We start from the raw sequence: 23746 nt of genomic DNA on the forward strand, positions 1-23746 counted from the left end.
GGGTACCCTACTCTTTTAAAGCCTGAAAGGCATCTAAAGCACGCTGTCTTGATGCTTTTAAATCTACGATAGGTTTAGGATAGGTATCTCCTAAATGCACTCCAGCATCTTTAGCGATGACCGGCGGCGCATCCCAAGGTTTATGTATGTACTTATCAGGAAGGTCGGCAAGTTCAGGGCAGTACTTCCTGACGTACTTTCCTTGTTTATCAAATTTTTCTCCCTGTAATAACGGGTTAAAAATTCTGAAATAGGGTGCAGCGTCAGCGCCTGTGCCTGCTACCCACTGCCACCCAGCAGTATTACTGGCTAAATCCGCGTCTACTAGGCAGTCCCAAAACCAACGTTCGCCTTCTTGCCAACTAATAAGAAGGTTTTTAACCAAGAACGACCCTACAATCATACGTACACGGTTGTGCATATACCCGGTTTGCCACAGCTCTCGCATACCCGCGTCAACAATAGGGATGCCAGTTTGCCCTGTTTGCCATGCTTTAAGCGATTTTGCATCACTGCGCCAATTGAACTTATCAAATTTGTCATTAAAGTTTTTGGTCGGTATGGTTGGAAAATGGTAAAGCAAGTAATAGCTAAACTCGCGCCAGCCCAACTCACTGAGATAAGTATCTATGCTTTTATCTTCACTGGTTTCAAACCTGTCTTTAATGGCATACCAGACTTGATTAGGCGACACTTCGCCAAAATGCAGATGAGGTGACAGGTGAGAAGTCCCATTCATTGACGGAATATCACGGGCATCTTTATATTTGCGGGCAGCGTGCTCGATAAAATATTGCAAATTGTCAGCGGCCCCGTCTTCACCTGGTTTCCAGTGATTTTTAAAATCACTGTCCCAATCTAGCGAAGGAAGTAAGTTGAGATCGTCTATATTGCAAGAGCGGTTAGCCTTAGTAATTTTACTATCATCTACATCGGCGTATGTAATTCGTGCTGGCGGAGCTTGAGGATAGCGTGGAGGCTCAACGTTCAAACAACCTTTTCTATAATATGGAGTGAAAACTCGGTATGGCGTGCCGTCTTTTTTGAGCACCTTCATCGGCTCCCACAGCAAACTACCATTACTGCTGTGCGCCTCATAGTCATTGTCTAAAAGCTGCTTTTTTATCGCTTTATCTCGATTAATTTGCCAAGGCTCATAACAGCGATTCCAATAGATTCCCTTCGCTTCATAGGCTTCCATTAATGCAGGGATAAGCGCTTTAGGATCGCCTTTAAATACTTTTAGGTGACCATTCAATCTGTCGTTCAGTGAATTCAACGAATGATGTAACCACCAATTACTCGCGCCTCCCAATGCTCTACCATCAGGTGCATTGTCATCGTAAATGTAAATCGGGATTATTTTTCCTTCATCACAGGCTGCATTTAACGCGGGGTTATCTTTTACTCTAAGGTCCTGTCTGAACCACATTATCGACACTGGCACTGTCACGGTTAGCCCTTTTATTGAACAATATATAAACATTTACGCATACGTATGATACGATAATCTCAGAAAGCAGGATCCGTTTACCCAAAAAAAGGTATAAGGGAGGGAACCCTATGTTACTGGATAATCATGTGATACGTGATTCAACAACACCTACGAGAGGCCTGTTTTGGTTTCGCCACGACTTGCGTTTTCACGACCAAGTGGCGCTATCATCGCTTAGTCAGCAGGTAGACGAATTGACCCTGCTTTACATAATTGATGACAACTGGTTTATACCAAATTCTTACGGTATTCAACCCGTTGGTGAGCACCGTTTTAATTTTCTTATAGATACAATAGAAGCATTAAACGAAAAAGCGAGCACTTTGGGTCACTCTATTTTGACTTTAAAAGGCCAGACACCAGAACTACTGGTCTCGTTACTCTCATCAAATGCCTTTACTCACTTTGGGGTGACCGAGCACGGTGGCTATAACGAGCGCAGAGAAGTCGAGGCGGTTTCTCGTTTTTTGCCCAATATCGAAATAGTAACTGGCGAATCTAGTTCACTGTTTAATCAGGATGATCTCCCTTTTAATCTTGAAGCCATGCCGGATGTCTTTACCCCTTTTAAGCGTAAAATTGAGTCTGCAATAAAGCCGCGTGAACCTATGGCAACGTTAACCGCATTGCCTAGGTCTTATACGCCAGATATAGACGCAGAATGCCAATATACGCTTAACCGTCGACCTCCTCGTAATCAAGCAGAAGGTACATTCGTTGGAGGCGAAGACGCGGCTCTCTCTCACTTAAACAGTTATTTGTTCGAATGGAAAGTGGCTGCGAGCTATAAAGAAACACGAAACGCGTTAGATAATTGGCGCGATAGTACAAAATTATCGCCTTGGTTAGCCACTGGTGCGCTCTCGGCGCGGTACGTTATTCAAGAAGTGAAAAAGTACGAACAAAACGTAGTTAAAAATGATTCAACCTATTGGATTTATTTTGAGTTGCTTTGGCGTGAATATTTTTACTGGCTTCAACAAAAGTTTGGGTCAAAATGGTTTCAGCTTGAAGGTATCAAGTCAAAATTACCCAATACTAGTCACGACCCTCAAGTATTTGTCGGATGGTGCAACGGACAAACCGGATACCCTATTGTGGATGCGTGTATGCGTCAACTGGCTTCTACGGGGTACTTATCTAATCGAGGTCGACAATTGGTGGCAAGTTGTTTGGTGAATGAACTCAGGCAAGATTGGCGCTATGGCGCGGCTTGGTTTGAAAGCCAGTTGTTGGATTATGATGTGGCTAGCAATTGGGGGAATTGGTTGTACCTGGCAGGCGTAGGTACAGACCCCCGAGAGAACAGGCAATTTAACTTGCAGAAGCAAACCGAAATTTACGATCCGAAAGGTGAGTTCTGTGCGAAATGGCTAGATTAACACCTTTATTGGTTACGTTAACATGCCCACTAACTAGCCCCTTTTTCAAGTTATGCGTAGCCTACGGGAAGCCAATATACCCATTTTGGTTACGTGTAACCGCGCTAAGCGTAGTAAAAATGGGTTATCGGTTGTTTTTACGTAACCACTCATTAAGCAATTTAATTTGGCCACATTTGTAAGCGGCATACATCAAACGTACTGAGTTAGACACGGCTTCACTATCACTCCATCCTGTTTTCTCTCTAATTTCATCGTAGCAAAGCTTGGCTTCTGGAGAAACGTAGCCTCTCACAAGCTTTTTCCCTGCATCTCGTTGACGTTCTCGAAATCGGCGCTGCTTATCAGCATTCGCTTTTGCCTTCTCTTTTATTGTGCTGTTTTTCGTATTTTCTGTCATAGTAATCACTAGCTCGTTAGTAATTCGAGTTTAACACGCGTTTTTATTTAGAAAAATGACTGTTCGGAGTTGTTTAGCTTACAAGTGTTCGCTAAATTAGCACCGCGAATTTAAAAAACAACGAGTTGGGAATGTCAGACAGAAAAAATAGTTTTAACAAAGAAGATTTATTAGCATGCAGCCGCGGTGAAATGTTCGGCCCAGGTAACAGCCAATTACCCGCCCCTAACATGCTAATGATGGATCGTGTCGTTTCTATTACTGAAGATGGCGGTGAACATGGGAAAGGCGAAATAATTGCTGAGTTAGACATTACGCCAGATCTTTGGTTTTTCGATTGTCACTTCCCAGGTGACCCTGTAATGCCTGGTTGCTTGGGTTTAGATGCCATGTGGCAGCTGGTTGGATTTTTCTTAGGTTGGTGTGATGGGCCAGGTAAAGGTCGTGCTCTTGGCGTGGGCGAAGTGAAATTCACAGGCCAAATACTGCCTACTGCCAAAAAAGTGACTTACAAAATCACCATGAAGCGTGTTATCAAACGTAAGCTTTTCATGGGAATGGCGGATGGTTCTGTTGAAGTAGATGGAAGAGAAATCTACGTCGCGAAAGATCTTAAAGTAGGTTTGTTCCAAGACACATCTAACTTCTAATAAACGTAAAGCGTCAAAACGATAAAAGCCCCATTACTGGGGCTTTTTCATTGCTTAATCACTTTTTAAGAGAGAAGACGTTATTTAACACTAAGACCTACGTGCCTGTCTTCTACCGCCTCGCGCCAGCCTCCTAACCATTCCGACCGAGCGTCATTCTGTTGAAAAGGACAAATATCCTTTGAACGACCGCTAATACCAGCTTGATACCCTTTTGAGTGGGCGCGTGTCAGTTTATCTCTTTTTTGTCTTTTCATTGATTAGCCTCTTTAACTTTGTAGGATGTGCTACAAATTCTCTCTCGGGCCCAATACATCGTTTTTCAATTGATAGTGGCGGAAAAGTCAATGTGCACACTACTGTGATAGTGCAATGTGCAAAATGGTTCAACACAATTATTGTAAAGAGAGCATTGACATTTGGTAATGCAATGAAATATAGATGAATTTTATATTACACTTTTTAGGCATATATATTTCAATTTTTAAATCCTTTAGCAATAAAAAAGGCCGCTAAAAACGAGCGGCCTTTGAAAAATAACTAAAAATAGAGCGAATTGATTATTTCTTCAATTTACGACGGAAAATGGCCAGTAAACTTAGCGCCATTAACCCAAAGAAGCTCGTAGAAGCACCGCTGCGCTCAAAGTTGTCATCTACTTCATCACCGTCTTCATCAATACTACAATCGTCGATGGCGCCGCCAGTAGGTGATAGTTTCACCGCGACAATAGCATCAACCTCTATGGTTTCACCTGCTGAGTTAATCACATCAGCACCCGTCACATATTTGCTGGTGGATCGAATACGCGCATTAGCGATAATTTCATCATTATCGTTAATATCGATAGCTTCTAGCAACGTGTATTCACTGTCACACGGCGTTAAGTCGTTTAAATCCAGAAACTCTTCAGTATCAATATTGAACATGAACGCGTGTGTCTCACGAACAGTATCGGATGTCGCATCAAAGTCAGATTTACCTACAATAATATTATTATTATTGATGGCATTCGCTTGAACACCGGCAGTCGCAAAGAAACCGTCGGGGTATAATTGCTCAGTGGTATCTAAGTTGTATGCGAATAAACGAGAACGTGCAATATCACTCGATTCACGCAACACTGCACCTGCTACCCAGTTGTTATCGTTAATCGCCATCGCTTGGCTAAGTAAGTTTTCTTCTCTCGGAAGGAGCTCTTGTGTTTCACCGTCTCTATATACGGTGGCAACACGCTCGCTTTCATTTAAGCCAGAAGAGTTAGGGCGTGTAATAGTAACCGCATCACCCGTTAACGCTTCACCCACCGCAATACCTTGTTCATTAATGTCATAGGCATAAGAAAAGTAATGTGAGGTGTCGTCTTCTTCCGGCGTGAAAAGTAATGGGAATGTGTCAGTGCTTATCACATCGCCGTTGACATCTAATTGCCAAATAGTCGCGTTGACTTCCGATGAAAGAATGAAACCCGATAAAAAGCTAGTGGAGTTTGTTACGAAGTAACTAGATATACGTGGTACGTTAAATTCACCACCGTAAATACTGAAATAACAGCGGCCTTCCGGTAAATCACCACGAGTTTCGTCGTCTTCACAAGTTTCGACTGCTTCATCAACCGTATCTAAAAAACTAACGGTACTGAAACCAGCGACTTGTAGATTTTGATTCACAGCACGTGCTGACGAGAAGCCACCTAAGGTGTCATCAACGGCTGGAATAACTTTTGATGACCCACTGCTAGTTTGAACAAACGCTTGCTGCGGTAATTCTGAGTAGGTGTAATTGATGGTATTACCATCTTCGTTTTCATATTCATCCAAAACAACTACGCCTGGAGAATCACCAACAATAAAATTACCGCTTACGCTATCTCTTCCGCCTGCTTCAACAGATTGGGTGTAATCATCAAATTTGTCGGTTACTTCATCTAAACCAGGCACCAAGTCTATATCAGTGGTATCGGTTAAATAGGTTCTGAAGCTCGCGAGCTTCTGACCTGTTGAACTGTCTTGGTTTGAAAGAAGAAAGTTAACGACTAAGGTATAATCAGCATCAGTAAATACACCTTGTACTGCATCATCTTCATTTTCAAGAGACCCTGAAAACGTGGTAAAGAAACTGGTATCTTCTTCTAGCTGTTCTACATCAACAGGCGGGTTAAATTCCAATTGCACCATTGATAACATTTTGCCGGTATTATCAATTGAACGAGCGAAGGTATTTTGACCAACATCCTGCAAAGGAAGTGGTGTCACGGTGTAGGTTTCGGCGACTGCCGAAACACTACCTGTTGCCAACAGAACGGCGACGGCAAGCTGAGTTCGTTTCATCTAAAATCCTATTTACTGCTGATTATCTTCCAGCATACTTTCTAATTCATCCCAGCGCGCATATTTATGGGATAAGGCTTGTTCTTTCTCTGCTAACAGAGCTAAGGTTTGTGCAGTTTCGTCGTTCCCTTTTTTAAAGAATTCAGGGTCGTTAACTAACAACTGCATTTCCGCTAATTCATTTTCATACTGCTCAATATCTGCAGGCAGCGATTCAAGTTCGCGTTGATCTTTATATGATAACTTTTTCGTCTTACGGGGAGAAGACTTAGCACTAGGACTATTCGAACTTAAATTAGTTTCATTCTTTACTTTGGCTTTTTCGTCTTTAATAACTTGCTGACGTTTTGCATTTTGATCTTTGTACCAGCTCTCTACGTCAGTGAAGCCTCCAATAAACTCCCGTAAAAAGCCTTCGCCTTCAAATACGACACAACTATTAGCAACATTATCGACGAATTCCCTATCATGGCTTACGAGCAATACCGTGCCCGCATATTCATTTAACAGGGTTTCTAACATCTCTAGTGTTTCAACATCAAGATCGTTTGTTGGTTCATCAAGCACTAATAAGTTACTGGGCTTAAGCATTAGCTTGGCCAGCATTAGCCTGTTTTTCTCTCCACCAGATAATGACTTTACCGGCGCATTAACCCGCTCAGGTGAAAACAAATAATCTTGTAAATAGCTAATGACGTGTCTTGGGTGCCCGTTAACCATAAGGTCACGTTTACCATCACCTACAGCATCAATAACCGTTTGTTCCAAATCTAAGCCATGGCGATGTTGGTCAAAATAAGCCACTTCAAGGTTAGTACCTTGCTTACAGTTACCGTTATCGGGTGTTAGTTCTCCGAGCAACAACTTAATGAGGGTACTTTTACCACTACCGTTCGGCCCAACAAGTGCAAGTTTATCGCCACGTAGTACATTAAGGTTTAATCCCTTCACAATTTGATTACCGCCAATGGCGTAGTCTAAATCGGTTACTTCAAACACCATCTTGCCCGAGCGTGTACCCTGGTGCTGGCTTACTACTGCGTTCCCTTGTACCGCGCGTCTTGCTTTACGCTCATCACGCAGTTTCTTCAATGCCCTTACACGGCCTTCATTACGAGTACGGCGAGCCTTTATGCCTTGACGGATCCACACTTCTTCTTGCGCAAGCTTCTTATCAAACTCGGCATTATGGGCAGCTTCTACTTCAAGGTCTTGCTGCTTTTTCTCTAGGTAGGTTTCGTAGTTACCTGGGTAACTGGTTAATCCACCACGGTCTAAATCAACAATACGGGTTGCCATATTTCGGATAAAGGCCCTATCGTGACTTACAAATACAATAGCGCCATTGTAATTAGATAAACTGCTTTCCAACCAACGAATCATTTCAATATCTAAATGGTTGGTAGGTTCGTCAAGCAACAGTAAATCGGGAGAACGAACCAAAGCGCGTGCTAATGCCGCTTTACGGCGCCATCCACCTGATAATGTCGATAATGAAATATCAGGCTCTAGTTTAAGCATGGTGAGCGTTTGTTCTATTTGCTGCTCAAATTGCCATGCATCACGGGCTTCCAAGGTTTCCTGCAAAGTTTGCAGACGATTTAAGTTAGCTTCACTAGGATCTTCAGCCACCAATTTGGTTTGGTGATGATAGGCTTTAATGGTGTCGCCTACATCTGCTAAGCCTTCAGCAACGTAATCGAAAAGGGTCACATCTGTGGTTTGCGGCGGATCTTGCTCTAATCGAGCAATTATCGTGTCGCTTTCTATAATGCGCTGTCCGTCATCGGCTATCACATCACCTGAAATCACCTTCATTAAGGTGGATTTACCACTGCCATTTCGGCCTACTAAACACACACGCTCTTTGGGTTGAACGATCAGTTCAACACCATCTAATAAAGGAGGGTTACCGTAGATAACAGTGATGTTCTTTAACTGCAAAATACTCACTGTAAGAATGTCTCCAATGCGTTGGTATCAAATGGCCAGCCAATTTCGGCGCCATTGTCTTCCCGTTTTAATACAGGAATACGAGCACCGTATAAATGATACAAGTCGGTGCTATTACGAATATTTACTTTCTCGACGTTTAACGAAGAAAACTGCTGCGTATTAGCCAACTCAATGTCGGCTAAATCACACAAGCTACACTGAGGCCCCGTGTAAAACACTATTTTCATAAAGCTTCTCTTGATAACGCTTCTTTTGGTAACGCTTCCTTTGATAACGAAAGGATCCAGCACTTATGGATGTTTGCACGGCGGGAAAAGTCTTCTGGAATGGTTTCTTGGGTAATATTTTCAATACTAAAACCAAGCTCCTGCAACGCCTCTTCATCTAACTTAAAGCCACGTTTATTGTTAGAGAAAATTAACGTACCGCCTTCATTTAGGCAGTTTCTGGCATTCGTTAGCATGGTAATATGGTCGCGCTGAACATCCCATGTGCTTTGCATACGTTTAGAGTTTGAAAACGAAGGTGGGTCGATAAAAATTAAGTCGTACTTACCTTTATGATCGGCTAACCAGGTTGTGCAATCAGCTTGAACAAAAGCATGTGGGCCATTTAGCTTATTAAGCGCCACATTCTTTTTTGCCCAATCTAGATAGGTGTTAGACATATCAACGGTAGTTACTGATTTTGCGCCACCTTTGGCTGCAAACACAGATACACTGCCGGTGTAAGCAAACAGGTTGAGCACGTCTTTACCCTTTGAAAGCTGCATAACTTTTTGACGGGTGTTTCTATGATCTAGAAATAGCCCCGTATCTAAGTAGTCAGTCAAGTTCACCAATAGGCGCGCACCGTTTTCGTAAACTTCCATCATGGTGCCAGACTGGTTAATTTTTTCGTACTGCTTAGTCCCTTTTTGCTGGCTGCGTACTTTAAGCACAATTTGCTTAGGCGAAACACCCGTCACGCCAGGCAAATAAAGCAGTACTTCTTGCAAGCGTTTACGGGCTTTGTCTTCCGACACCGTTTTAGGTGGCGCGTATTCTTGAACTACCAACCAATCGCCGTACCTATCAATTGCTACGTTGTAATCGGGCAAGTCGGCATCGTAAATTCGGTAACAGTTGGTATCAACCTTGTTGATCCAACCTTTCATTTTCTTAAGATTTTTCTTTAAGCGATTAGCAAATTCGTGATTCGACGCATCTTCAGAAAATTGAACCGTGTTTTCTTCGCTTAACACATAGTTAACTAAACGGCACTCTAGCTTACCGTTATTCATCCCGTAGTCTTTAGTTGCACGTAATTTTAATACGCGCAATAAGTCACGGTTGCTGCTAAGTAGTGAAACGTGCCAGCCTTTCCATGCTTCTTTAAAGCGCTTACCCCATTCGCTGAAAAGCGGAATAAGAGCGGTTAGTTCACCTAAACGTTCACCGTAAGGTGGGTTAGACACCATATAACCTGGGGTCGCAACCGGCGGTGACGATTTAGTGGCATCTTGATTGCTGAATTTAATATCGTTAAAAACGCCAGCATAATCAGCATTGTCTTTGGCAATGGCAATCATTCTGCGGTTGTAATCAGCAGCAAAGATTTCGCTTTTACTTTCTGTTTGGTTCGCAATAGCATCATTTACCAACGAATCCCAATATGCAGCATCGTGGCTTAACCATTTACTAAAGCCCCAATATTCACGCTTTATGCCAGGGGCAATATTACGCGCCATGAAGGCCGCTTCTATGGCAATTGTGCCCGAACCGCACATCATGTCAGCAAGGGGCTTGTCCATGTTTTCGGTCCAGCCACTGCGCATTAGCATGGCACAGGCAATATGTTCTTTAAGTGGTGCATCACCGGTTTCTTGACGATATGAACGTTGGTGCAAACTTGCACCAGCCATATCAAGACCAATAATTACATTGTCTCGTTGAAGTCTGGCGTATACAGGGAAATCTGGCATTTTACGCTCAACCGACGGGCGAGCTTGGCCTTCTTCTACGAACTGGTCGACAATAGCATCTTTAATTCTAACCGCGCCGAACTGCGTGTTCTTAATTTCGTAGTTGGTACCAATAAATTGCACTGACAACGTATGGCGAGATTCCATATGCATCTGCCAATCAATATCCATGGCGGTCTTATACAACTCTTCAGCATTACCTGCCTTTCCTGTGCCTAAGATCCAAATAACGCGGTTGGCTAAACGGGACCAAAGACAAAGTTTATAAGCGTCTTCTTTGCTTCCTTCAAATTGCAACATGCCCGGAGACTGTTTAATTTCTGCATCTGGGCATAAATTGAGTATTTCTTGCTTAAGGAGTTCGTCAAGACCGCGGCTGGTTGTTGCCAGAATAGTATTCATTCAATTACCTGATAGAGCGTGTGTTTATTGACACACGCTTGAGTGTATAAAACTGTAATGTGTCGCTTTCGCTAATTATAGCGCTTTTACAATGCGTTTAACGAGGTCGGGCCCCTGATAGATGAACGCAGAGTATACCTGAACTAACGATGCTCCTGCATCTAAACGTGCTTTTGCGGTCTCAGGAGAATCGATACCGCCCACACCTATGATAGGGATTGCTCTATCAAGGGCACTTGATAGCTTTTTCGTTACATTTAAGCTCATGTCGGTTAAGACAGAACCGCTCAGCCCACCCATTTCATCAGCATGCTTCAACCCTTGAACAGCTTCACGGGACAGTGTGGTATTGGTAGCGATAACGCCATCCATTTTGCTAGACAGTAACGATTGAGCAATACTTTGTATTTCGCCATCTGATAAATCCGGTGCAATTTTTATAAATAGCGGTACGTATTTACCGTGAGTTTGAGTTAGGGTTTCTTGCGCAGCTTTAAGGCCTACTAGTAACGCATCTAGCGCTTCACCATACTGAAGGTTTCTAAGCCCAGGGGTATTGGGTGAAGAAATATTGATAGTCACATAACTGGCGTAGGGGTAAACCTTGTTCAAACAAATAAGGTAATCATCAAGTGCTTTCGCATCATCAGTATCTTTATTTTTACCAATGTTGATACCAATGGGGCCTTTAAACTGGGCTTTTTTCACTTGAGACACTAAGTGATCAACGCCTTTGTTGTTAAAACCCATACGGTTAATGATGGCCTGTTTTTCAGGAATGCGGAATAATCGAGGTTTAGGGTTACCCGCTTGCGGGCGTGGTGTAACCGTCCCAATTTCTACGAAACCAAACCCCATTTCAGCAAATGCATCTATGCAATCACCGTTTTTGTCTAGGCCTGCCGCCAAACCCACAGGATTATCAAAGGTTATACCTGCAATCGTCACTGGCTTTTTGATTGTCGTGGTGCTGTAAGCCCACTTCAACGGCGTGTGTTGCGTTTTATTTAACCAGTTGATAGTAAAGTCATGGCTTTTTTCAGGTTCGCATTGAAGCAACAGTTTTTGCACTAATGATTGCATAGGTGTTTGTTTTCGCTTGTGTTTGGTATAAAAAAGCCCTGTTTCACAGGGCTTCGTCATTTTTGATAGCGTGTATTCTAATGGCTAGACTTCACGCTTAAAAGCATCAATTCACGTAATGCGACAGAAAATTTCGCAAATTCGTGGGTCGTGCTGGTCTTAAACTCTGACATCATATGATACCAGCGCTTCAACAGCACTTGATTGCTCTGCATCCAATCTTCCAATATTTTGTCTGCATCGCTAGCCTCAGGGTTTATTTGAAGAAGATTAGCGGTAATTGAACGCTGCTGCCAATCCAATTCTTCACGGTAAGACGCGCGGGCTAGTGCTTGCCAATGGTTGCTGACTGCTTGATTGTTAATTTGATCTAAGAACCAATGTAATTCAAGTTTAGACCCTAGCTGGAAGTATAGGCGCGCAACAACATCAACGTTACGTTTTTCAGCTGCAACCACGTGTGCTAAATCGAAACTTGAAAACATATTAGAGAAGCTGGCCACTTGGTACGCAATATCCTTCGGTACATCTTGCGACACATAGGTACTTGTTTTCTCTTCTAGCAGTGAGTACTCGGCTTCTACTAAATAATTCTGTAGATTCTTAGATAAGTTATTGAAGGTTTCACGATAGCACGCAATGGCCTCTTCAATAGACAAGGCTTTATTGCCATGCCTAATGTACCAGCGTGCGGCGCGGCGCATAATGCGGCGAGCTTCATCTAGCATCTTAAGCTGTAGCTTAGCAGAAATAACGTTATCTAGGTCTTCAATACGGCTCCATAGCGTTTCCATATCAAAAATACCGTGCACTATAGCGTAAGCATTAGCAACGTCATCAACGCTCGCGCCGGTTTCTTCCTGAATACGGAACATAAAATTAAGGCCCATATCGTTAACCATATTGTTGGTTAATTTAGTGGCAATAATCTCGCTTCTAAGTGGATGCTGCTGCATATGTGTACTGAATTTTTCACGTAACACTTCAGGGAAAGCTTGAAGCAGCAATTTGCCGTGATAAGGGTTATCAGTGATTTCAGGAATATTCAGTGCATCTTTTAACACCATTTTTCCATAGGCGATTAAGACACTAAGTTCAGGTCGAGTAAGACCACGATCTGATGCCACTCTATCCGAAATTTCATCATCACTAGGAATGAACTCAAGCTCTCTGTTAAGTTGCCCTTCACGCTCTAAGCCGTGAATAAAGCGAAGCTGTTCTTTCAATAGGCTGACGCCTGACATCTCAGTAATCGAGATAGATTGAGTTTGGCGGTAACAATCTTTAATCACAATACGGGATACGTCGTCGGTCATATCGTGCAGTAAGTTGTTGCGCTGTTTAACCGTAAGTTCACCGTCGTTAACCACACTGTTAAGCAAGATTTTGATATTAACTTCGTTATCGGAGCAATCTACACCCCCTACGTTATCAATAAAGTCAGTGTTTACGCGGCCACCGGACGCTGCATACTCAATTCTACCTAACTGTGTTAAGCCTAAGTTACCGCCCTCGCCTACAATCTTGGCTTGTACGTCTTTGCCGTTTAAACGTAAATCGTCATTGGCTCTGTCGCCCACTTCGGCATGAGACTCTTTTGAGCTTTTAACGTAAGTCCCGATGCCACCATTCCAAAGCAAATCCACGGGCATTTTTAAAATGTTATGGATAAGTTCGTTTGGTGTCATCGACATTTGTCGGGTACCTAACCACTTTTTCATTTCTGGGGTTAGCTTTATCGATTTCGCGGAACGGCTGAAGATACCGCCACCTTTTGAAATCAATGTGGAATCGTAATCTTCCCAACTTAACCGTGGGTTTTCGAACAACCTAGCACGTTCTTTATAACTTGCAGCTGCATCTGGGTCGGGATCGAAGAAAATGTGTAAATGGTTAAACGCCGATATTAACTTGGTGTGCTTAGATAAAAGCATGCCGTTACCAAATACATCTCCCGCCATATCACCCACACCCACCGCAGTGAACTCTGTGGTTTGGCAATCGATACCAATTTCACGGAAGTGACGCTTAACAGACTCCCATCCACCACGTGCAGTGATACCCATTTTCTTATGGTCATAACCGACACTGCCACCTGAAGCAAAAGCATCACCTAACCAAAAGCCAAATTCATCAGCAATACCATTAGCGATATCAGAGAAAGTCGCGGTGCCTTTATCGGCCGCCACAACCAGATACGGGTCATCTTCATCTAGTCGCACCACATCTTTAGGCGGTACTATTTCACCGTTAACAATATTGTCAGTGATATCAAGCAAACTAGTAATAAAGGTGCGATAACACGCTTGGCCTTCTGCTTGTATAGCTTCTCTGCCTTCGCCAACAGGTAGTTTCTTACAAACAAAACCCCCTTTAGCACCTACGGGCACGATAACCGTATTTTTTACTTGCTGGGCTTTTACTAAGCCCAAGATTTCTGTACGGAAATCTTCTTGGCGATCAGACCAACGAAGTCCACCACGGGCTACTTTTCCGCCACGTAAATGCACACCCTCTAAACGCGGGCTATATACAAAAATTTCAAATTTAGGCAGTGGCAATGGCATATCAGGGATCATTTCAGGCAGCATCTTAAATGACACATAAGATTTTTCATTGCCTGCTTCATCGGGCTGATAGAAGTTGGTGCGAAGGGTTGCCGACATCATATCTAAATAACGACGAATAATTCTGTCGTCATCTAAGTTACTCACGCTGTCTAACTGGGTTTTAATGTTATCAAGTAACGCTTCTTCTTTCTTCGCACTGCGTTTTTTCTTCGGATTAATGCGCTGGTCGAAAAACTCCACCAACAGGCGGGCAATATCAGGGTAATTCGCCAAGGTGTTCGCAATGTAATCACGACTGAATGAACTGCCGGTTTGACGCATGTATTTTGCGTATGCACGTAAAATAGTGACTTTACGGCCCGTTAAATTAGCACCCAATATTAAGCGGTTGAATGCATCATCTTCTAAATCGTTATTCCATACTTTCGCAAAAGCATCTTGAAACAGCGTTTGAGCACGCTCCATGTCAAAGTGTTGGCCACTTTTATGTAACATGGTGAAATCCATCACCCAGTTTCTTAAACCATCTGGACAGGTAATTTTATACGGGCTTTCATCGATAACACGCAAACCAAAGTTTTCAAGCATGGGCAATACGTCGGAAAGATGAATAGGTTCAGCACGATGGAACAACTTAAGCTTCACTATCTGGCTGTCAGACTGCTCTTCTTGAGGACGATAAAACAGCATGTCGAGAGTATGATCATCATCTAACTGTTCAATTTTACCAATATCAACAAGGGCATCACCCGGTAAGTTCTGTTCCATATAGCTACGTGAAAACGCATTGCCATATTTGCGCTCAAGGGCTTTACCTTGGGCTTCTCCGTGAGCGGCACTAATTGATGAAGCAAGCCTGTCACTCCAGGTCTTGGTTAGCTCAATGATATTATTTTCAATTTCCTTCACATCAAATTCCGCATTGTTGTCGTTCACTCTGGCAATGTAATGGGTTCTTGCATACACAGATTCTGAAAAGAAAGTGGTAAATTCAACTTCTTCTTTTGCGCCTAACGACGCTTTTAATAACGCCTGAGTGTCAATTCTTAATTGTGTGTTGTAGCGTTCACGTGGCACAAACACCATACAAGAGAAGAAACGGCCAAACACATCTTTGCGAATGAATAAGCGTGAAATGCCCCGCTCCTGCATTTGGAAAATACCCATTACAATGTGAGCTAACTCTTCCGCGGGTGTTTGCAATAGTTCATCACGTGGATAAGTTTCAACAATATTCACAAAGGCTTTGAACGCATGCGTCCCTGGTTCATACCCAGATAAATCGCAAATACGCTGAATTTTCTCTCTCAGCATAGGAAGCTGCGTCACACTTTGGTTATAGAAAGACGCAGAATAGAGGCCAAGGAAACGGTGTTCACCCACAACTTGCCCGTCTTTGTTAAACGCTTTTACGCCGACATAATCCATAAACGCGGGACGATGTACACGTGAACGAGAGTTGGTTTTGGTCAAAATCAACGGACTTTGGCTTAGTGCTTCTGCTCTTGCACTGGCTGGCAGTTTCGACAAAAGACGTTCTCTGTCGTTAATTGAGTTTTTCAATAACCCTAAACTTGTATCGTTAGAGGGTATCCAGCGATGGTCGCCTTCTATAGCCTTCACTTCGTAATAACGATAGCCCATCATGGTAAAGTTGTGATCGCTTAACCATTGCAAATAAGCTTTAGTTTGTTTCTTTTCATCAGCAGACCCAGGCCAGTTTAGTTTCGTACTGTCTTTAACCACGGTTTCTAACTTAGTGGTCATTTCTTGCCAGTCTTTAACCGCCAACGACACTTCGTCTACCACTGAATGTAATTCTTTCGTTAATTCATCAATGTCTTTTTTCGCACTTTGATGGTCAACCTCAATAAATATTACGGTTTCTTTTCTGGTATTTTCCACTGCCTTGCCAGGCTCAGCAAATTCCACCACTTGGTTTTTATCATTTCGTTTTATTCTAATTGGGCTATGCAAAAACAAATGTGCGGTTATATTTAACCGGTTGAGTGACATACGAACCGAATCGACAAGAAACGGCATGTCTCTAACAATTATTTCAACAATGGTATGGCTTGAGTGCCAGCCATGTTTTTCGATTTCTGGGTTGAAAACACGAATGTAGGGTGCTGAATTATCAAATTTAGCAAGCCCATTCCATAAGCTTAAAGTGGCGCCATATAAATCGCTGTCATTGCGATCTTCTAAGTCATCACTTGAGATATTTTTATACAACAGGCGTCCGAATTGCTGCACGAGTGACTTCTGCTGGGCATCCACCTTTTTTTCAATGAGTGCAAATACATTATCTAGCAGTACTGAGTGTCGCTGTGAGGTGACTGTCATTAGTTAACCTTATAAATGTCGTAAGTGCTAAGTTGCGCGGCTATTTTCGCTAAAACTGAGAGGTATTGAAAGCCCCTTTTTAACCTAATATTAACAGCATAGATAACTATGCAAAAAACGCATACAAAAAAGGGCCTTACGGCCCTTTTTTATGATTAGCTATGCAAAAATATTATGCACCGGGGTCGTTTCGATTCCACCACAAGAATCTCGCTAGCGCTGGAAGTACGATAATTGCTCCTAACATATTCACCACGAACATAAAGGTCAACAAAATACCCATATCCATTTGGAATTTAAGTGAAGAGAATACCCAAGTACTCACACCTATTGCCAGTGTAATACCGGTGAATAACACCGCACTACCACGCTCTTTAAGTGCAGCCAAATAAGCTTCTTGCACTGTGGCACCTTGTTTAAGCATAAGGCTCTTGGTCGACAAGATATAAATACCATAATCAACACCGATACCTACGCCTAGTGCAATAACCGGCAAGGTTGATACCGTAAGGCCTATTTGCAAATACGTCATTAGCGCTTGTGCTAATACTGAGACAACATACAGCGGAATAACCACTACTAATGTTGCACGTATAGAGCGGAAGCTAATTAAGCATAGGGCAATAACGGCACCAAAGACATAAACCATCATTGGATCTTGTGCAGCCTCTACTGCTTCGTTCGTCGCCGCCATCACCCCTACTGGGCCTGACGCTAGACTAAACGACATATCATCAGTCTCATATTCACTACGGAAGTCTTTTACTGCATCTACCACACGAGAAATGGTTTCTGCCTTGTGATCTTCCATAAACAGAATAATCGGCATGACAGAACAATCACCATTCAATAGGCCCGATGAGGTAGGCACACGGGAAATAGCTTGCACCAAGGTTTGTTGATTGCGAGGTAATACCTGCCATTTAACATTCCCTTCGTTGTAACCCGCGTTCACTATCTTAGCCACTGAAGCTAATGATACAGCAGATTGTACACCTGGAACGTTCTCCATCTTCCACTGGAAATCATCCATCGCTTTCATTACGCCGTGAGACGTACAAGCTTCAGGCGTGGTTTCTACCAGAATAGAGATGTAATCCACCGTGACTTCATACTTGTCAGTAATCAAGAAGGTATCTTGGTTATAACGTGAAGACTCATGAAGCGCTGGTGCGCCGGCATGCAAATCACCTATCTTCATGTTTTGTGCTTGGTAATGCCCAAAACCGAACAATATGGCGGTAACAATAAGAATAATGGCTGCTGGTTTTTTCCGTGAACACGCAGAAATAATAGCCCAAAAGCGAGAGTTACTATTTTCTTTGCCTGCAAACTTATCAACGTACTTCTTATCAAGTTTTAAGAAGCTCATGAGCACCGGTAACAGCATTAGGTTGGTTAAAATAATAACGGCAACACCCATACTTGCTGTAATAGCCAGCTCACGGATGATACCTATATCGATAACCAATAAGGTCATGAACCCGACGGTGTCAGAAAGTAATGCTATACCACCTGGTACCAACAAGCTTCTGAACGCGGCCATAGACGCGCGTTTTGCCCCTATACCTGTTACCGCACGCTTTTCTACCGCGTTAATCATTTGTACGCCATGACTTACACCAATAGCGAAAACTAAGAACGGCACCAGAATAGACATAGGGTCCATACCAAAGCCTAACGAAGTCAATAGACCAAGCTGCCATATAACGGCAATCACTGAACACAGTAGTGGCAATATAGTAAGCATGACACTGCGAGAGAAGAAGTACACCATGACGGCCGTTATCGCGATAGCGATGGCGAAAAACAATAGTACGTCTTTAGCGCCGTCGGCCACATCACCAATCATCTTGGCAAACCCGATAATATGAATAGAAATATTTTCGTTTTCATATTGACCGCGAAGTTGCTCTTCAAGCTCAGCCGCTAACGCAAGTGTATTTAACGGCTCACCCGTTTGTGGGTCGATATCCAGTAACTGCGCGGTCACCATGGCACAGCTGTAGTCGCTGGCTACTTGACGACCAACAATATTGGCTTTTTCAATATTCGCAGCCACTAAATCTAATGCAGCTGGGTTTGCTGAATTAAAGTCTGCTGGAATAACCGGCCCGCCAGCAAATCCGCCCTCTACAATTTCAGTAAAGCGGGTAGAAGGAGAAAACAATGAAATAACGAGAGAACGGTTCACACCATTTATGAAAAATAGTTGGTCGTGTACATTCTTTAACGTATCGAAAAAGTTCTGATTGAATATATCGTCGTTCTTATCACAAACAGAAACTAAGATATTGTTCGCACCACCGAAGTCTTGGCGATGTTCAATATAGGTTTTCATGTACTCATGATTAAGCGGAATATTTTTTTCAAAACCAGCATCAAGTCGCATTTGCGATGCTTGAAAGCCTAAAAAAACCGTCGCGATAGCAAAAAGGGCTACCACTAATTTACGGTTAGAGAAAACAAGATGTTCAATGAAATGGGTCATAAAAGCGAAACCACCCTACTTTGTATTTAGCGTTTTTATACCATTCGCGGTAACAGCTATGGTGTGGCCATTAAAGCTAACGGCATTTAACATGGCAGCTTTATCTTCAACCTGCGTCACTGTAATACCTTTTGCAGGCTCACAGTTTGCTGGGTTAGCGTATGGGTCGTGATCACTGACGGGAAGCGGACGAGTGGCTGACACCATCATACCGTTGTTACCCATGGCAACAACCGTGTCGTTATCGGACAGTAAAATTGAATTTAAGGTACTTGTTGAACAAGAATTTACGTATTCCCATTCACCTTGGTCACGCAGAACAAAAATATTTCCGCGAAGACCTACAGCCAGTAACGTTGATTCATCAAGCGCTCTAATATCGAAAAATGAGCCAGTGTAATCAACTTCAAAACGTTCCCAGTTTTTCCCCATATCGTCGCTGCTAGCTAATAAACCCGCTTCTCCAGCAAGGTATAGCTTTTGGCCATCGCGTGTTACGCGATTTAAATGAGGTAAAATAGATTCTAATTCTTGCTGATAAAACGCTTCGTCTTCTTCTCTAACGCTTTCCAAATATTCACGATCGTATGGGTCTAGTAAACTAGCATGACGCTCAGTTTCCCAGCTTTTCCCGCCATCAGTGGTACGGTAGAAAAGGCCATACGCGCCAGCAGCAATGCCGTGACTTTTATCAAAGAATAGTACATCTAAAAATGGACGTTGAAGCTCGGGCTGAACATTCTGGATTTCCCAGCTTTGGCCCTTGTCTGAAGAGTGAATGATAGTGGCATCATGGCCTACCGCCCAAATATTATCGCCCACTACAGTCGTTGCAGTGAGTGTCGATTGGGTGGGTACGGCAACTTGATTAAAAGCCGTTCCATCTTCTGAAATAAGAATATGACCGCGTTCTCCGACAACAACGACAAATTTATCAGCGTCAATATCTAGCAAAACTGACTGTTCAACTAAGGGTGCAATATAGGCATCTTCTGCTGAAGCAGTTACGGAGTAATTTGCTGCGAGTGCTGCAGTTATGCACGCTGCAATGGTTTTTTTCATGATTAACCATTCTCCCTAAAATTTAATTGTCTGAAAACAAAAACGGTTGGCATTGCCAACCGTCTTAACACAAAACGCTTAGCGTTTACCTTCTCGTCGTAACGCCTGAGGCGTAAACTCTACGTCTCTTGGACGAATCGAGAAATCATACATTTTTTCTTCGTTATCTAGACCAATGGCCAAGTAACGGCGAGAGTTTAAGTCGTAATAGGTATCTAGGGTTGACCACTGTGTTGGTACTTCATAGTAGTTCACTCCATAAGCTACACCAACACGGTACAACTCACCACGATTATCATACATATCAGCAACTTGAATTTGCCAGCTATCTTCATCAATGAAGAATACACGTTTTTGATAAATGTGACGGAAACCTTCTTTCAACGTAGCTTCAACCACCCAAACACGGTGTTTTTCCCAGCGCGTTAAATCAGGGTTAACGTGGTTAGCATGAAGAATTTCATCGTAACTTACATTATCTGAATGCAGAGCATAGTTATTATAGGCTACGAACATCTCTTTCTTGCCAACGAGTTTCCAGTTATAGCGGTTAGGAGAACCATTAAACATATCGAAATCGTCAGTGGTACGTAAACCATCTGCCGCTGTTCCTGGCGTATCATAAGCAATGTTAGGGGCTAAGCGTACACGGCGCTGACCAGTATTATAAGTCCAGGCTTTACGTGGCTCTTTAACTTGGTCTACGGTTTCGTGTACTAGCAAAGCAGTACCTGCCAAACGTGCTGGCTTAGTCACTTTTTGCTTGAACATGAACAAGATATTGTCTTCAGTTAGCTTTTCAGGTGTAGCCCCTTCTTCAGCATACTTAATCATTAACTGTTCATCAAAACCGATGACGTTGTAATCACCTGAAGTGGTTACCGCAGCTTGTCCACCATTACGTTCAACTGCCGCACCGCGATAGCGCAAAATGTGGTTCCAAATCGCTTCCATACCGGTTTTAGGCATGGGGAAAGGAATACCTAACACAGCGCCTTTTATGCCGTTTCCGTCATCAAGTAATTCTGCGCTAGTCGCATTAACCTTAGTCGCATCATAAATAGCTTGCGGGTTAGATGCTGAACGGCGGGTTTGATACACCGGCATGCGGTAAGTATCAGGGTACGCTTCGAACAACTTTTTCTGACCTTCAGAAAGGAAATCAGCATATTCTTTATAATTCGATGCTGTTATCTCAAACAACACTTTATCGCCTGGATACGGGTTCGGATGGTGATCGCCTACCGAATAGCCTTCAGGTGCTGATGTAATACCACCCGTCCATGCGGGAATGCTTCCGTCAGCATTCGCTGCTTGTATAGCGCCCATAGGCGTTAGTTCACCGCCTAACTTCTTGGCATCTTCTTCAGAAACCTTAGCGTGAACACTTGCACCTGTTAGCGCTATTGAAAGCGCTGCGGCAATAATTCCTATTTTTCTAATCATATACATCACTCTTTAGATTGAATACTTGATGTTAAACGAAATAAAATCTCTGTCTGACAATGCATTAGTGGTACCAATACCACCCCAGAATGCACTATATGAAGCTGTTGCTGACCACTTGCTTAAGTAGTCGAACGTTAGCGCCAGTGCCGCAGATTTAACATCTTCAGTGAAAACATAAAGAGGGTCTGGTGTTGTACCCTCTACATCGTGAGAGAACGTAGCACGGGCTCTAAGGTTAACGCCCGCCATAATATCGTTCCAATCAGCAACGGCCAGTAGTCGATAACCCCATGCGTCATCAGTGGCAAACGGGTTAGTTTCTGGACCGTCGGAAAGACCAACGTGAAGCCCTTCACGGCTATTTCCATCGGCTGTCGGTTCAAGTGAAGGTGTACGCGCTGTACCCGGAGCATTCAAACGAATCACGTCTGGGTCTGGCATATCAACAATGTTCACATAACCTAGCTCACCTAAAAGCACGAAGTTATCTGCGCCAAACTTAGGGCCATACACATGTGAAGCGGTTAATTGCATCTGCCAAGTGTCTGAGAACAAGAAGCCTTCAGTTGTTTCACCTGGTCCTACCGCTCGGCCAATATTGTTTAATTGCGATATACCTTCTAAATCTGGGCGAAGGCCTGCATTAGCCAATTGTTCAGGCATACCCATATAGAGTAGCTCAACATCGTCAATTTGCAGCGGTTCATCAACACGGTAAGCAAATTCACCGGCTAGCGCGGTAGTGCCAACGTTGGTGTTAAAACTCACCCCGTATAACTTAATGTCTTCTGGATAATAAAACTCAGATTGGGTGAATGCACCCAGCTCAGTAAGGTTATCGCGCGTCACTTCGTTAGTTGCAATGAAGGCTAAGTCTGACGCAATACCTTCGGCGGTAAAGTCAGACGTTACACCAGAGATAAGTGGACGTTGGCTATGGTAGTTAATGTGGTAGAAACTGATTTCAGATTCGTTCAATGCCTCAGCAAACCACGTAACACGTAAACCGTATTGACCTTGGTCGTCGGCATCTTTATGCGCCTCATCTGAATAGCCACGAATAGCCACTTTAGTAGGGTATGCTAAGTAGGCAGAGGCAATATCAGCAGAATTACCGCCAGCACGTAACAAATCACCGTAGCCATTAAGTGCAGTTAACAAGTGATCTAAATCGATATCAGGGTTACCACTGAAACCTAGCTGGATGTTTTGACGTTGACCGCCCTCACCTGCAAAGTCATTACCCGCGAAGTAACTACCAGATACAGGCAACCAACTGCGTTCCCATTCATATTGATAGTAACCAGATACACTTAATGTATCGCTTAGTCCCAATGAGGCGTAAACCATGCCCACTGGAATAAATACTTCTTTAAGTTCCGCACCTGGTGCACGAGCACGAGTAACGTCTACTGGGTTTGTTGTGTTGATACCATGTTGAATAAAGGTACTTTCACCCCAGCTGATAACTTGGCGTCCGACTCGAAGTGTTAGAGGTTTGTCACCAATCCACCAATCTCCATAGAAGAAGGCATCATAAAGACGCACATCATTACACAATAAATCTTCTGCTTCTGCATCTTGGCAGTGATCATATTGAACACCGGTAATGGCATTTGAATTAGGACGGTCACCATCCATTTGTTCAAAGTCGTAAAACCAGAAACCACGTGCGAAGAAACCAAAATCGCCAAAGTTAATATCTAGCTCATGGTTTCCTGAAATTTGTGTTGCAAATGCATCACCTGGGTCGTGAGATAGATTTCCTAAGTCGCCATTGGTCGAATAACCGCCGTCAGCTAACGCCCAAACGTCGCTACTAGGATAAAGTGGATTGAATGCAGCATGGTAACCTGACCAATCAAACTGTGCGTGATTACTGTTTCCGATAAGACTGTAATCTCTAGATTCAGTACGAATACTCGTGGCAGCAGTGATTGTAGAATCAAGAGAAATGCTAACGTCTCCTACTTGCCAATTAGCGGCATTAGCAGGAAGTGCGGCAGCACCCAATAGGGTTAGCACACCTACAGCAACAGGTGACATCTTAAAAGCGCGAGGCCTATTTATCATATTTTTATACTCCCTAGTCGACGCACAAGGCTGCGTGACATCGTGATCAACCATAACGATTAACAAAATGATTACATCATTTTGCCACTTTCGC

General features: G+C 43.2%; 15 protein-coding genes. 2 read left to right on the top strand and 13 right to left on the bottom strand.

Annotated elements, in window-relative coordinates:
• Positions 1-7: 7 nt before the first annotated feature.
• Positions 8-1453: a deoxyribodipyrimidine photo-lyase gene (locus tag J5X92_RS08630; protein ID WP_208805572.1), complete on the bottom strand. Its 1446-nt coding sequence runs from the start codon at positions 1451-1453 to the stop codon at positions 8-10.
• Between the two features lie 110 nt (positions 1454-1563).
• Here J5X92_RS08630 and J5X92_RS08635 point away from each other — a divergent pair, with 110 nt between their 5' ends.
• A complete protein-coding gene (locus J5X92_RS08635) occupies positions 1564-2877 on the top strand; it encodes a DASH family cryptochrome (protein WP_208805428.1) in 1314 nt (437 codons plus the stop codon).
• A 124-nt stretch (positions 2878-3001) separates the two neighbouring features.
• On the opposite strand, the gene J5X92_RS08640 is transcribed toward J5X92_RS08635, so the two are convergent.
• Entirely contained in the window at positions 3002-3277 is a 276-nt protein-coding gene (locus J5X92_RS08640) for a hypothetical protein (RefSeq protein ID WP_013784088.1), read from the bottom strand.
• A 131-nt stretch (positions 3278-3408) separates the two neighbouring features.
• Here J5X92_RS08640 and fabA point away from each other — a divergent pair, with 131 nt between their 5' ends.
• A complete protein-coding gene (gene fabA / locus J5X92_RS08645) occupies positions 3409-3927 on the top strand; it encodes a bifunctional 3-hydroxydecanoyl-ACP dehydratase/trans-2-decenoyl-ACP isomerase (protein ID WP_057791803.1) in 519 nt (172 codons plus the stop codon).
• 80 nt (positions 3928-4007) lie between these two features.
• Here the strand turns inward: fabA and rmf are convergent, their stop codons facing one another.
• The 11 genes from rmf to J5X92_RS08700 form a co-directional block, all read right to left on the bottom strand.
• On the bottom strand, positions 4008-4184 hold the full coding sequence (rmf, locus tag J5X92_RS08650; protein WP_013784086.1) for a ribosome modulation factor: 177 nt from the start codon (positions 4182-4184) through the stop codon (positions 4008-4010).
• 303 nt (positions 4185-4487) lie between these two features.
• Positions 4488-6257, bottom strand: coding sequence for a DUF3466 family protein (locus J5X92_RS08655; protein ID WP_159530314.1), 1770 nt, complete (start codon positions 6255-6257; stop codon positions 4488-4490).
• A 12-nt stretch (positions 6258-6269) separates the two neighbouring features.
• Positions 6270-8210, bottom strand: a complete 1941-nt coding sequence (locus tag J5X92_RS08660; protein ID WP_208805430.1) for an ABC transporter ATP-binding protein — start codon at positions 8208-8210, stop codon at positions 6270-6272.
• A complete protein-coding gene (locus J5X92_RS08665; RefSeq protein ID WP_013784083.1) occupies positions 8207-8440 on the bottom strand; it encodes a glutaredoxin family protein in 234 nt (77 codons plus the stop codon). The genes J5X92_RS08660 and J5X92_RS08665 overlap by 4 nt, the downstream gene beginning before the upstream one ends.
• Positions 8437-10578, bottom strand: a complete 2142-nt coding sequence (gene rlmKL / locus J5X92_RS08670; RefSeq protein WP_013784082.1) for a bifunctional 23S rRNA (guanine(2069)-N(7))-methyltransferase RlmK/23S rRNA (guanine(2445)-N(2))-methyltransferase RlmL — start codon at positions 10576-10578, stop codon at positions 8437-8439. Before rlmKL ends, J5X92_RS08665 begins: the two co-directional genes overlap by 4 nt.
• A 75-nt stretch (positions 10579-10653) precedes the next feature.
• The gene (gene pyrD / locus J5X92_RS08675; protein WP_041452863.1) at positions 10654-11661 is read right to left on the bottom strand and encodes a quinone-dependent dihydroorotate dehydrogenase; all 1008 of its coding nucleotides are present in this window, start codon (positions 11659-11661) and stop codon (positions 10654-10656) included.
• 77 nt (positions 11662-11738) lie between these two features.
• Positions 11739-16577 (bottom strand): NAD-glutamate dehydrogenase, encoded by a 4839-nt coding sequence (locus J5X92_RS08680; protein WP_208805432.1) that lies wholly within the window; start codon positions 16575-16577, stop codon positions 11739-11741.
• A gap of 172 nt (positions 16578-16749) precedes the next feature.
• Complete coding sequence (locus tag J5X92_RS08685) at positions 16750-19068, bottom strand: MMPL family transporter (protein WP_013784079.1); 2319 nt, start codon at positions 19066-19068, stop codon at positions 16750-16752.
• Positions 19069-19083: 15 nt separating this feature from the next.
• Entirely contained in the window at positions 19084-20130 is a 1047-nt protein-coding gene (locus J5X92_RS08690; RefSeq protein ID WP_208805434.1) for a YCF48-related protein, read from the bottom strand.
• Between the two features lie 78 nt (positions 20131-20208).
• Positions 20209-21576, bottom strand: a complete 1368-nt coding sequence (locus J5X92_RS08695) for a DUF1329 domain-containing protein (RefSeq protein WP_013784077.1) — start codon at positions 21574-21576, stop codon at positions 20209-20211.
• 12 nt (positions 21577-21588) lie between these two features.
• Positions 21589-23652, bottom strand: coding sequence for a DUF1302 domain-containing protein (locus tag J5X92_RS08700; RefSeq protein WP_208805436.1), 2064 nt, complete (start codon positions 23650-23652; stop codon positions 21589-21591).
• Positions 23653-23746: the final 94 nt, after the last annotated feature.

It is taken from the genome of Alteromonas sp. K632G (assembly GCF_017653625.1).
GTDB lineage: Bacteria > Pseudomonadota > Gammaproteobacteria > Enterobacterales > Alteromonadaceae > Alteromonas > Alteromonas naphthalenivorans.